Origin of the sequence: Nostoc sp. MG11 (assembly GCF_014904695.1) — a bacterium.
GTDB lineage: Bacteria > Cyanobacteriota > Cyanobacteriia > Cyanobacteriales > Nostocaceae > Komarekiella.
In genome coordinates this window covers 1-13,509 of record NZ_JACXXN010000058.1, presented here as the reverse complement: position 1 = coordinate 13,509, position 13,509 = coordinate 1, and the positions used below count along the sequence as shown (strand labels likewise).

Below are 13,509 nucleotides of genomic sequence, written 5' to 3'. Positions count from 1 at the left end.
TGTGTATACTCTGGTGAAAAACACTGAAGCGATAAAAAACACCATAGTTTTTGGGCATAGAGAATAGGGCATCAGGCATGGAGAAGAGTAAGCTTTTGGCCAAATGCCTATAAGCGGTGGGTCGGCTTGACGACAACGCCCACAAAGGGATGAGGTTTACCGCCGCTTTCTATTAAGATTAGAAGCATCTGCCTACTGAATACTCATTAATATCTGCTATCCATGCCTCTGTCGCGCATAGTAACGCTAGTTGTTGGTCTGATCCTCATTTTGGGGCTAAGCCTATGGCTGATTGATTCCCTTTCACGCCTCTACTGGCAGTTGTCCTATTCTCCACTGCTAGGCAATTTACTGCTGTTGCTGCTGATTTTGCTCATAGGAGCCTTGGTTGCAGCTTTTGTGTATTATGTACTGGTGATTCAGGCTGGCGAGAAGCGATCGCGCCGCAACTCAAGACGAGTAACACCAGCGCAAATTCCCGCTGGCAAATCTGATGCGGCTTCTTCAACTCTCCAAGCTGTGCGGCAACAAGTAGCGCAAATTCAAGATGAAGTAGCACGCCAAGCTTTATTGAGTCGATCGCGGGAGATTGAAGTCAACTTAGCACGCGGTGAGATTCAAGTAGTGGTATTCGGTACGGGCAGTGCTGGCAAAACTTCCTTAGTCAATGCCGTTATGGGACGCATGGTGGGTCAAGTTGATGCACCAATGGGAACAACCCAAGCGGGAGAAACCTATTGTCTGCGGTTGAAGGGATTGGAACGCAAGATTTTAATTACAGATACGCCGGGAATTTTGGAAGCGGGGGTAGCGGGAACAGAACGAGAACAGCTAGCGCGGGAATTAGCGACGGAAGCAGATTTATTGTTATTTGTGGTGGATAATGACTTACGACGGTCAGAATATGAGCCGCTGCGGGGATTGGCGGAAATCGGTAAGCGATCGCTGCTTGTGCTTAACAAAACTGATTTATACACAGATGAAGATAAAGAAGCCATCCTTGCTAGATTGCGTCAGCGGGTGCGGGGATTTATCGCCCCAAATGATGTGGTGGCGATCGCTGCTAATCCCCAATCTGCACAGCTAGAAACTGGCGAAACCTTCCAGCCAGAACCGGATATTGTCCCCATGCTGCGGCGGATGGCGGCTATTTTACGCGCTGAAGGTGAAGATTTGGTTGCAGATAACATCCTGCTGCAATCTCTGCGGCTAGGAGACGAGGCGCGAAAACTCATCGATGGCCAGCGCCGCCGTCAAGCTGATAAAATTGTTGAGCGGTTTCAGTGGATTGGTGCTGGTGTGGTATCAGTCACGCCTGTACCTGTAGTAGATTTACTGGCGACTGCTGCTGTTAATGCTCAGATGGTCGTAGAAATTGGTAGAGTCTATGGCTGTGAGTTGAACATGGAACGGGGACGAGAATTAGCCCTTTCTTTAGCAAAAACCATCGCTAGTTTAGGGATAGTTAAAGGAGCAATTCAATTATTATCTACGGCTTTGCAACTCAATGTTGCAACTTTTATTATTGGTAGAGCAATTCAAGGCGTAACGGCAGCTTATTTAACAAGAATTGCCGGGAAAAGTTTTATTGAATATTTTCGTCATGACCAAGATTGGGGCGATGGTGGAATGACAGAAGTAGTGCAGCGACAGTTTCAAATTAATCGCAGAGATGAATTTATTAAAGCTTTTATTCAGGAAGCGATCGCACGAGTGGTTAAGCCGTTAACAGATAGGTCTGAGGTGATTGAACATGATGAGGAAGCTCAGAGTTAAGACATTATCTGAGTAGGTAAGAGTTAAAAGCTGGTTTACACTGAGTTAATCATTTACAAAATCAGATGAATTGTGAGGTTACTTATGACTCAAATTCAAACAGCAACAAAAGTAGTAACCTTTGAGGAATTTATTCAATGGTATCCAGAAAATTCCCAAGTACGTTACGAACTACATAATGGGGTAATTATTGAGATGACGCCACCAGTCGGAAAGCATGAAGAAATAAAAGGGTTTTTAACTACTAAACTAGTCATTGAATACAGTCAATTAAACCTTCCCTACTTCATCCCCAACCAAGCAATAGTAAAACCTTTTGAAGGTGAATCAGGTTATTTACCAGATGTTTTAATCTTGAATCGACCCTGTTTAGCTTCAGAATCACTTTGGAAAAAATCCTCAACAGTCACTCAAGGTAGTTCGATTCCTTTAGTGATTGAAATTGTTAGCCAAAATTGGCGCGATGATTACTATAAAAAGCTCGCTGACTATGAGGAGATGGGTATTCCAGAGTATTGGATTGTCGATTATGCCGCATTAGGTGCTAGGAAGTTTATCGGCGATCCAAAAATTCCTAGTCTCTCACTTTATGAATTAGTAGATGGAGAGTATCAGGTTAGCCAATTTCGAGCTAATGACTGCATTATATCCCCAACTTTCCCAGATTTGAAAATGACAGCTAATCAAGTTTTTCAAGCAGGGGAAGTTATTGAAGATTAACTGGTGAGATTGATTAATGATTTGCGATCGCACCTTTGAATTCTAATGCTTTAGAGTTAAGCATTGGGTTTGCTTAAGGTATTTTCAGGTAAATAAACCACACTTTTTTTGTTTGGTACTGAAGTAAATAAAACTTATCAGAGGAACTTAACGGGTAAAAAGTAAGTTACCGCAACGCTCATTGGCGGGGACTGCTTCCATGATTTTTTTTGGTTCAGGTAAATCTAAACTGGCCATGAACTCAATGAAGTTAGAGCGATCGCGTCCTACAAATCGCGGATTCCACCGTTTTTCTTCTCCAATAGTAGATACTGTATGTCCACGATAGTCATGACCAGGATATACCAAAGTATCATCAGGTAAAGAAAATAGTCGTTGTGTTACTGAGTCAAACAAAATTCCTGCATCACCACTTTGAAAGTCAGTTCGTCCACAGCCGCGAATAAATAAGGCATCTCCAGTTAAAACTCTATCTTGATTAACTAAATACGCATTATGGCTATCTGTATGACCTGGTGTGGCGATCGCCTTAATTGTTATGCTTGCCAATTTTAGGATTTCTCCATCTTTAATATGCTGATCCGCACAACTGGCTTTAGCTTTGTCGGGAACAATCCCCAAACAACCAGTCATTTCTAGCAATTTGGCTGTACCCGTAACATGATCAGCATGGATGTGGGTTTCTAAGCTGTAACGCAGAGATAACCCTAATTCTGTAAGTAGTTTTAAATCACGTTCGACTTGCTCCAAAACCGGATCTACCAAAATAGCCTCTTGAGTCTGTTGATCTGCAAGTAGGTAAGTGTAAGTGCTAGTTTCTCTGTCAAACAATTGTTTGAATAACATAGTATTTTCTCCTTGAAGAAACTCAACTAGTTTTTGAGTGCTTGGAAACGTAATGCTCAAAAAACTGCTTCATTTGTGGATGAGCATTACAATCAAATGCTCCCGTTGCTGAATATTTTAAAGTGTTGTCAGAAGTGAGTCGGCTGCAAGTTTTGTGTTGTCTCAAGTCAGGAGCGAAAAATGTGACGGAAATCATCCAAGAAACCGGACTAGGACAGGCAAATGTTTCCAAACATTTGAAAGTATTGATGCAAGCAGGTATAGTTACTCGTAAGCCACAAGGAATCAGTGTTTCTTACCAAATTACTGACCCGATAATTTTTGAGCTATGTGAGTTAGTGTGCGATCGCCTTGCTATTCGTCTGCAAGAACAAACCCAACAGTTAGAGCAACTACAAGCACTGCGCCATCTGTAAAAATTGCTCCAAATTGAGGTTTTTCAGAAAATGTAATGATGATAAGTGCAACTAATTGTGATTTAACAATTACAGCTTTCTCTTAGGAATTATGCAAGAATAACTTGCCTGAAAGGCTGACAAGATAAGGCTAATTTGGTATTCAAAGGCTTATCTCAACAAGCGAGTCTCTTAAAGCCAAATTTGCTTCCCTTTAGCCTTATCCTCACTCATTCACTCAGATTGTACAGGCGACCGCCCAGATAAAACAATGAAGCCAACAGAATCAAGTTTAATCTGAGGTTGGCGAATTCCCTCTAAAATGGCTTCATTCAACCCACTCTCTACATTCAATTCTTCAGCAACCGCATAATCCCAAGTTTGTCGGTTTAGGCGGAGGCGTAATTGTTCGGCTCTGTTACCTAATTTCTTTTCAGCAACCTTAGCGCGTTGTTCGCACAAATCGATAAAATCAGGACGCTGAGAGAGCAATTCTAAAGATGTGCTACGCGCTTGATAGCAAAAATTTTGCCATTTACTAGCATCAACAAAATCGTCAATAATTTTCAAGCGTCCCTTTGCCAAATTGTAATCCCAGTATTGATTATTGCTTCTATCCTTATAAGGAAGTTGCAGGATTTTCAACAGATTTTCATCTTCAACAATGTACATTGGTTCATTGCGAGCATCAATAAAAATAGTTTCGACAATTGGGGGAAACAAAGCATCAGTACGTCGCTTCAAAATCTTAAATTTAGTATCATCTAGCTTGGACTTTGTTAAAACTCGCCTCGCAATTTCTAAATTTGCTTCAACTACATAATTGAATCGGAAACCGAACCACTCCATCCCTTCCCCAGAATCCCAAGATGTGTCAGTGCGCCACATAGCAAAAGCTCGACCTCGGTCATCCCAATCTATATAGCTAAACAGCGCTTCTACCAATCCTTCTCCAATACGGAAGAGTTTGATATCAGATTTCTGGTTTGCTACTCGGCGGTTATAAGTACCAAATTGCTCTGTATGATTAGCAAAACGACTTCTCAATTCATCAACTGGTAGCAAGGTACGTTTATTTGGTTGATAACGCCATGCTTCTGCTAAATTTGAGTTATCAATTGCTTGAAAATGCAACGCGTCCTCAATCCAGCCTTCAATTGCTTGCTTAATTTCTAAATGACGAGCGTCATAATTATCTAATTCTTGAAAATATTGAGTAGCGTTTTCCTCTTGAGTATCAATTTCATCTAACGCATTTTGTTCGCTAATTTTTACTTGTTCTTCAGCAATTTCTCGTTGGATTGTTTCTATTATTTTTGACAATCCGCTAGCACCTAATTGAAACATAGTTGCTTCTAATTCTGCCAATTTTGCATCAACATAAAACTGGAGACTAGCAATTGATTGATTGAAGATGCGTAACCCGTCTTTTAATAATCGATACCAAGCATCGTGAGGGCTATCGCCTATGTCTGCGCCAACTAATACTGTAAACTCAACATTTATGGGCCGACCAATTCGGTCAATTCTACCAATTCTTTGTTCTAAACGATTTGGCGACCAGGGAAGGTCAAAATGAATCATCCAATCAACAAACTGGAAGTTACGACCTTCTTCCCCAGAGGCATCACAAACGAGGATAAAGCAATTAGGGTTACTCTTAAACTGGTTTAAGTTACTTTCAACTTGTGCGGGAGTCTGTTCTGATTTATGACTAGCGATAGTTCCTGTACCAAAAGTATCAGATAAAGAGCGAATAATTTCTGCACAAGTTTGTTCAAAACCAGTAAATATGACAATTTTGGGCAGATAATCACCGGGAATAGGTCTTTGAATTCTTTGTTTTACCCGCTCGCACAATTGCTTAATATTACTGCGGAAAGATTGAAGTCCTAAGATTTCTGATAAGCGATAGAGTAGTATAATTTTTAGTAGCTCGATGCGATCGCCATCTTCTGAAGGCTGTTTAATAATCCCTAGCAACGATTCCAGAATTTTTTCTTCTTCTGGAAATTTCGGGGTTGTAGTCAAGATGCGGATATCATCTTCGCCAAATTCCCGAATCAAACCAGTATGGCGGATACTGCTTAAACGAGCGGTTATTACTTGTTCTAGAATGCCTGACCAAGTACCAGAAGCTAGGAATAATAATCGGAAAATTCGTTGATATTGCTCTTGATGGGGAGCAGTGGTACGCCATTGTTCGATGAGTTCGTAAATATCAGGCGATCGCTCATCTAAATCATATTCTTCTTTAAGTGTAATATTGCGATCAAATATGACATCTTCCACAGAAGCGCGACGGTTACGAAGCATTCGACGATGAAGCCGATAGGTATCGCTGATGTGGGTGCGAATCTCTCGGACAATTTTATCTCGTTCAGTCGGAAGTGTTTCTGATGTTTGCAAACAATTTTGCAACTCTTGTGTAAGATTTAACAAATATTGATCTTCTGCAAACAGATTTTGCAGTTGTTGAAGGTTAGTTTTCAAAACTGAAGGATTCGCGCCTTCTCTAAAAGAAAGGAGAACTTTACCAATTTCCTGGCGGCTTTCAACTCTGGCGCGAAAACCTGCTAAATCTTCAAGTTTATAGGTTGTCGGGTCAAGTAGGTGCAGCATTGCCAAAAAATCTTGCTCGTGGTTGAGAACAGGAGTGGCGGATAATAACAGTAAGCGATCGCTTCTATGAGCAAGATTTTTGTAAGCCTCAAAACGCTGGCGCACAGCTGCATCCTTGGAGGTTGCCATTGCCGCGATGTGGTGGGCTTCATCTAAAATTAAGCAGCCTACTTTTGCTTTCGGGTTGATTCTATGGACATCTTCAACCGCAAGCACTACCACCCGTTCGGGAAAATGGGAGAGATAAAATTTATTTTCTAACTCAATCCGCCATTGTTGGAGCAAATGTTGTGGAACCAGTACTACCGCACGTTTTTTTGGTTCATCGAGGAGGTATTGACGCAAAATCACACCCGCTTCGATGGTTTTTCCTAGTCCCACCTCATCCGCTAGCAAATAGCGTTGAATTGGGTCTTCTAGAACGCGCCGGACAACTTCAACTTGGTGAGGATAAAGATTGATGTTCGCCGAAATCAGTCCCGTCATCCCGCGACTAACAGCGCGTTGCTTAATCAAGCATTTGACAAAAGCCAATCTTCTGTCGTGGAAATAAGGCGTTTCGTGACCCTTCATTGCTAGGGTTTCGATTGGGTCTACGATGGGTAGATTACAACGAACGTAAATTTCCTGCTCAACTGCGATCGCAGTTTTCTTATCAGGCAGGTCAATTTGATACTTCCTTCTATCTTCGTCCCAATCAAAGACTCTGCCAATTATCCATGTATCTTGGGTTCCCAAATTAATATAGCATCGAGTCTGGGCCTGAAGCCTGACTTTCAAAAGCGAATTTAAAGGTAAAGTTTTTTGTAGGCGTTGTCCTACTGAGCAGAAATACTCAATGATCGCATGATCATCAGATATTCCAGTAACTTTTCCTATCCCCAAATCGTTATTCTGAGACTGCACCAATGAACCAAGCTCAATCATAGATCCAGTCCTCTGAACACACTAATAAACATCACTACAGCAATAGCTACAGCCTTTCAGACTAGCTTGCTATGGAAATTTTGTAAATATATATAGATGATTAACTTACATCACAGTGAAAGTGGTAGCAAGCCCCTAGAAGCAGATAAGTATATTGGTTAATAGTACTTTTGATTATTATGATGATGATTTTGCTTCTGGTCAACAAAAAATCAGCAAATACAACAATAGGTTAAGCATCTAGTACAATGTGATATGGCAAACCTACTTGTTTTTCTTGTCTAAATAACCTTTTAAACCGAAGCCACTTCCTAAACCACCTGCAAATATAATAAGTAACTTTAGTAACTCTCTATAAGTTTCTAAATCTTTATTTACTAAAAAAACAGTTAAAAATCCTAAAAATCCTAGAAAAATGACTATATTAATGAGAGTATATTTACGAGATGCTTGAGTATCAGCAAAAGCTCTTTCATATCTTTCTCGACAATCTCAAGTATTTTTGAGATATGAGATTCATTAATTTTTTCTTGAATTGGTGATATGAAAGGTGTAGGCGATATTCGTTGCATTGAAAGAGTTGTCTGCACTATTCTCTTTAATTCTGGAGGTAAGGTTTCTAATTCATCAGGAGGATTTTGTAAATCTCCAGCTTGAGTTGATTTTTTATTTTTATCATCTAAGCTTTCATTAGATTCAGGATTGGCACTAGACATTCTATCTGCTCCTTATCAGTCTAGCTGCTTTCAAAGCATAACCAATTTGTTCTATATCAGAATTATCTTCATCTATTAAAGACAACTTAGTTTGCAAAAACTGTACTAGCTTGCGTTCTAAAGTTTCTTGAACTATTTCTTCTACTTCATTTTCAATGAAAATAGAACAGGCATAGCAGACTAAATTTTCAAATGCCTTGTCGCTAATTTCTCCATTGGCGTGTAGATAAGAAAAGTAAGACAAAACACCTTTTAGCTTTTCTACATTCAAGGTGGTAAAGGTAGCTCTCTTGAATGATCCGCTTCCTTTTAACACTGAATTTGTTATTTCTGAAATTCCTCTACCTGCTGAAGACATAGTAACATTCTTGAACTCACAGAAGAGTTTAGCGTATTACTATCAAAAGTACAACTATAGTTATGTAAAATTTGTAACGTTAAAACTTAATTAATAAAACAATACTTATGTTTTAGCCAATAAAATAAAACTATCACTACAAATATTATCACTAAGGTAGATTTTTGTCAATTCTTTGCGATGTGATTACTTAAATAATAACATTTATTAAAGCACGAATAGTTAATTTTGATATTTTTGTAAAGTTGCAGAAATCTTGTAATCACTAGCACAGGAAGTATCAATTGGTATAATGCATAAGTTAAAAACAGTGCCAAATATTGAAAAATTTTATACTTATGCCTAATTAATATTCAGCGTTATAAAAATAACAAAATACTATTCTTGCTAAAGAAAAAATACTTAAGAAACAAAGTTTGCATTCAAGGAGTCCATACTCTAGTACGTCACAGCGGAAATCAACATAGCATCTGACAAAATATCAAAAGCCCAAGATACAAGGGTTTTTGACTTTTTGACATTTAAACTTAGAATTCCGCGTTTGGAAGGCATCTCGTAAGAGAAGCGACACTAGTGTTTTATTTCTAAGCCATTCCGGAAACACGCAGGAATGCCAGAAAAACTAATATAAAGGCTTACTAAGTAACCAGCTCATGAACCACCACATGATCGGTAAAGTACTACAAGGGCGTTATCAAATTGTTCAAAACCTAGGTGCAGGGGTATTTGGACAAACATATATTGCCATAGACATAGATTACCCAGAAAACCCTAAATGCGTTGTTAAACAACTTAAGGTTAGCAGTTCCCATTCCAGCTATTTAGATACTCTGAGATTACGGTTTCTTACTGAAACTGAAACCCTCAAGCGTCTGGGAGGCCATCACCAAATTCCCGAATTCATCACTTGCTTTGAAGAACACGAACGATTCTACTTAGTGCAAGAGTGTATAGAAGGACATGCGTTAACTGCGGAATTACCCATCAAGCAAGGGTGGGGAAGTTTGTGGGATGAGAGCGAAGTTATCAAATTTTTAAAAGATGTTTTAAGTATTCTAGAATTTGTTCACTCTCAAGGTGTCATCCATTGCGATATCAAACCAGAAAATTTAGTCAGACGCGCTTGTGACGGAAAATTAGTTTTAATTGATTTTGGCTCAATTCAGCCAATTGATTTTGGCATTGATGCAGAATTACCCATTTATAAGATTCCTGTTACCTCATTGGGTTACATACCGCCAGAGCAATTTATTGGTCAAACACAGCCAAACAGTGATATTTATGCCTTGGGTATGATTGCTATCCAGGCTTTGACGGGTATGGAACCGCTGCAATTAAAAATAGACCCTTATACTAATGAGATGGTCTGGCGTTCTCAAAATACGCCAATTGGTGATTATCTAGCTGCTGTTCTCAGCCAAATGATTCGCTATGATTGGCAAAATCGTTTCCAGTCTGCGGGTGAAGTACTACGAGTACTCAAGCATCTGGAATGGGAAAAGCCGCAACAAATTGTAGAAGTACCGTATCAACTTTCTTTAGAAGTAGCTGTTGACGATGATAATTTTCACCAACATCCTGTATCTGGGAAATCGTCCCCGTTACTAACAGGAATGAAAGTCGGACTAGCGGCTAATTCTTTGTTGATGGGATTTAGTGTATATTCCTTAGTTAATAGCTCGCCAGCATATTCAGAAACAGAAACTTTATATAAAGCTACAGAAGAATATCAATCAGGGGATTTGCAAAAGGCGATCGCACTGGTAAAATCAATCCCATCTCAGAGTAATGTTTATCCAGAAGCTCAAGCCACAATCGAAGAATGGCAACAGCAATGGCAACTCGCAGCACAGCAATACCAATTAGCTGAAACAGCCTCAAATGAAGGTAGATGGTCAGATGTACTTCGTATTGCTCCTAAAGTTCCAGATATTTTATATTGGCAATCAAAAACAGATAAACTAGTGCAGCAAGCACAAGTCAAAATTGAAGCTCAGACACAAGACTTATTAGCAAAAGCTTATGAAAGTGCTGGGAAAAGAGATTTTTCCACTGCATTGGCATATCTGCGTCAAATTCCTCAAGAAAGTTCTGCCGGTGCTTTAGTCCAAAAAAAGTTGGCTGAGTATCATGAGAAACGGCAGATTAGAGCAGCATACTTTTTACATAGAGCCTATAAGCAAGCATCTATTAGTGATTTTAATGGTGCTGTAAAATTTTTAGGGAAGATTCCCAAAGATACTCCAGTTTATGCTCAAGCTCAAGTCAAATTAAATGAGTATACTCAAAAGCAACGTCTGTTAGCTAAGAGTGAAAAGATGGGATTAAGAACTGTTTCTTCTACACAAAGAAAAAGTTCTTTAGTTTCCAACAATTCAGTTAATAAGATGGAAAAACTTCAGATAGGAAGTAATCTGCAAGAGGTGAATATTCGGTAGTAGTAGAGACGTTGCATTAGACTTGTTGCAAAAATCTGAATAAAACCAAAAATAACCACAGATGAACACAGATTTCAGGTAAATGAAGTACATAAATAAAACCCAAAACCATAGAGACGTTACATGTAAGGTCTCTATGGTGAGTTGGTAGGATTAGGAGTGGGTACAGTTGGTACGATCGCAGGCTGTGATTTATCGGCTTGTTGTTGACTTTGGGCTTTATTGCGAGCGTCTATTGCTTGTTGGTAATCAGGCTTATATTTAATTGCTTGGTCATAAGATGCGATCGCATCTTGATATCGGTTCAAAACAAATAAAGCATTGCCTTTACTATACCAGCTTTCGTAATGGTCTGGTTTATAACGAACTGCTCTATTATAAGATGCGATCGCGTCTTCGTATTTCTGTAAATTGTATTGCGAATTCCCCAGGTTATACCAAACTTGATAATCGTTTCGCTTAATTGCTGCCGCTTTATTATAAGCTTCCACTGCTGCTTGATAGCGTTGGCTTTGATGTAGCGACCAGCCAAGATTATACCACGCTTGATAGTTTCTCGGATTGTATTTAATTACTTGGTTAAAAGATTCAATTGCTTCTGGATAGCGTTGCAAATTTAATAGGATATTACCTCTAGACAGCCAAGCTTGGTAATAATTTGGTTTGTATTGCACCGCTTTATCATAAGCTGTAAAAGCATCTTGATAACGCTGTAAATTAACTAGCGAATTTCCAATATTATACCATACTTGCTCATAATCTGGTTTTAATTCCACAACTTTATCGTAGGCAGCGATCGCATCTTTATATCGTTTTAAATTCTGCAAAGCTAATCCTTTTTTGTACCAAGCTTCGTAATCATCTGGATTCAACTCAATTGCTTGATCATAAGATTTAATTGCTTCGTCATATTGGTTTAAATTACTTAAAGCTTCACCTTTCGCATTCCACACTTCTGGATTGTCACCTTTAAGTTGTATTGCTCTATCAAAAGAGGCGATCGCTTCTTGATATCGCTGTAACATACCCAATACATAGCTTCGCCCTATCCAAGCTTCTAAATAATCAGGCTGAATTTGAATTGCTTTATCGTATGCTGCTAGAGCTTCTTTGTATTGTTTTAATTTATAAAGCGTTTTACCTTGACCATTCCATCCTTGAGCATAATCTGGTCTGACATTAACTGCTTTTTCATATACTGTTAGCGCGTCTTGATAGCGTTGCAAATCAAAAAGCGTATTGCCTTGATTATATAATGCTGTAGCGTTATTTGAATTGATATGATTAAAAATAAATATTGATGCTATTCCACTGACGCCTATTAAACATATGGATAAGAAAAACTTCGCCAATACACCTTTTTTAGGTTTATAGTTTTTGATATTTTTTGCTGGAGAGATAGGGGTCAATGCTATTGTCCCTAGAGGTGGTTGTGCTAACTCTTTCAGCGCTTGTAATGCCACTTTTGCTGAAGGGTAGCGTTGCCGAAAATCGTAACACACCATTTTATCTAAAAATTGAGCGAATTCTGGCGTGACTGTGGTCTGATTGTGCCAGATAAATTCATTAGTATCAGGATCTTTTGCTATTTCTTCGGGAGCTAATCCTGTGAGAGCTTGAATAGCAATTATCCCCACAGCATAGATATCACTGCTAAATTTTGGCGAACCCTGAGCTTGTTCTCCAGGAATATATCCAGGAGTACCTATAGCAACAGTAGATTTGGTTTGTCCTTGGGGAGTAATTACTTGAGTGGTAATTTGCTTAACTGCACCAAAATCAATTAAAATCAATTTGCCATCTGACTGGCGTCTAAGAATATTTCGCGGATTGACATCGCGGTGAATTACGTTTTGTTGATGGACAAATTCTAAGATTGCCAAAATCTCTTGTAAAAACGAAATTACCTCGTCTGCATTTAGGCTTTTTCCTGGCGTTAATTCTTGACTTAAATCATGACCTTCGATGAATTCTTGTACGAGATAGAATTCTGCATCTTCCTCAAAGTAGGCTAAGAGTTGGGGAATGCGATCGTGAGTACCTAATCTATATAAAACTTGCGCTTCTGTATCAAATAAACGCCTAGCTGTCTCCAAAGTTACTGGATCGCTTGCTTGAGGCTTGAGTTTCTTGACAACACATTGAGGTGAACCAGGCAATTGAGTATCATAAGCGACAAAAGTTTCACCAAAACCCCCACCTCCCAAGTGACTAATAATTTGGTATCTTCCAACAAGTGTGTTTCCGAGCATCTCGTTTGCCTAGTTAAGTGCGATGCGATCTGATTCCGATCTTGCCACACGTTCGGGGGAAGAGGGGAGCGGGAGAGGGGCGAGAGAATATATTAGTGAAAGACTGTCATAAAAGCACTTATTACGCCGCGCCACTTATACCAAATGCTAATATAGAACTCATTTGACATCTAAGAAGAGGCTGCAAGCCTCTTAACCATCAACCGAATAAAACAAAGATTAACTTTGGCAGTTGCATTAACTAGAGTTCTCTCAAAGTTCTTGACAAGAATTTTGCATCTTTCCATCCAGGCATTTGAGCGTTCAATTACCCACCTCGCAGCCACCGGAATAAACCCAGACTTCCCTAATTCTTTCTTTTCGTGTTTTGATGGTTTTGGTGAAAGTTCAAACCTGATTTTCGTCATAATCTGGGGATAAACCTTTTCTAACTCCTGCCTCAGATGTTCAGAGTGATAA

General features: G+C 39.3%; 8 protein-coding genes and 2 pseudogenes. 4 read left to right on the top strand and 6 right to left on the bottom strand.

Annotation, left to right across the window (positions count from 1 at the left end; translation table 11 throughout):
- Window positions 1-222 precede the first annotated feature (222 nt).
- A complete protein-coding gene (locus tag HCR01_RS32980; RefSeq protein WP_193200180.1) occupies window positions 223-1,776 on the top strand; it encodes a YcjF family protein in 1,554 nt (517 codons plus the stop codon).
- 84 nt (window positions 1,777-1,860) lie between these two features.
- Window positions 1,861-2,496, top strand: coding sequence for a Uma2 family endonuclease (locus HCR01_RS32975; protein WP_193200179.1), 636 nt, complete (start codon window positions 1,861-1,863; stop codon window positions 2,494-2,496).
- A gap of 147 nt (window positions 2,497-2,643) precedes the next feature.
- Here HCR01_RS32975 and HCR01_RS32970 read toward each other — a convergent pair whose 3' ends face one another.
- Window positions 2,644-3,342, bottom strand: coding sequence for an MBL fold metallo-hydrolase (locus HCR01_RS32970; RefSeq protein WP_193200178.1), 699 nt, complete (start codon window positions 3,340-3,342; stop codon window positions 2,644-2,646).
- Window positions 3,343-3,440: 98 nt separating this feature from the next.
- Here HCR01_RS32970 and HCR01_RS32965 point away from each other — a divergent pair.
- Window positions 3,441-3,758, top strand: a pseudogene (locus HCR01_RS32965) (ArsR/SmtB family transcription factor); the annotation flags it as partial.
- Between the two features lie 213 nt (window positions 3,759-3,971).
- Here HCR01_RS32965 and dpdE read toward each other — a convergent pair.
- The 3 genes from dpdE to HCR01_RS32950 all read right to left on the bottom strand — a co-directional run bounded on the left by dpdE (window position 3,972) and on the right by HCR01_RS32950 (window position 8,360).
- Window positions 3,972-7,286, bottom strand: coding sequence for a protein DpdE (gene dpdE / locus HCR01_RS32960; RefSeq protein WP_193200176.1), 3,315 nt, complete (start codon window positions 7,284-7,286; stop codon window positions 3,972-3,974).
- Between the two features lie 419 nt (window positions 7,287-7,705).
- On the bottom strand, window positions 7,706-8,002 hold the full coding sequence (locus HCR01_RS32955; RefSeq protein ID WP_226889842.1) for a hypothetical protein: 297 nt from the start codon (window positions 8,000-8,002) through the stop codon (window positions 7,706-7,708).
- 1 nt (window position 8,003) lies between these two features.
- Window positions 8,004-8,360: a hypothetical protein gene (locus tag HCR01_RS32950; RefSeq protein ID WP_193200175.1), complete on the bottom strand. Its 357-nt coding sequence runs from the start codon at window positions 8,358-8,360 to the stop codon at window positions 8,004-8,006.
- A gap of 653 nt (window positions 8,361-9,013) precedes the next feature.
- On the opposite strand from HCR01_RS32950, the gene HCR01_RS32945 reads away from it, so the two are divergent.
- Window positions 9,014-10,798, top strand: a complete 1,785-nt coding sequence (locus HCR01_RS32945; protein ID WP_193200174.1) for a serine/threonine-protein kinase — start codon at window positions 9,014-9,016, stop codon at window positions 10,796-10,798.
- Window positions 10,799-10,932: 134 nt separating this feature from the next.
- Here the strand turns inward: HCR01_RS32945 and HCR01_RS32940 are convergent, their stop codons facing one another.
- Together HCR01_RS32940 and HCR01_RS32935 are read right to left on the bottom strand one after the other, a co-directional pair.
- Window positions 10,933-13,050 (bottom strand): tetratricopeptide repeat protein, encoded by a 2,118-nt coding sequence (locus tag HCR01_RS32940; protein ID WP_193200173.1) that lies wholly within the window; start codon window positions 13,048-13,050, stop codon window positions 10,933-10,935.
- A gap of 170 nt (window positions 13,051-13,220) precedes the next feature.
- Window positions 13,221-13,509: pseudogene (locus HCR01_RS32935) on the bottom strand (IS5/IS1182 family transposase); the annotation flags it as partial.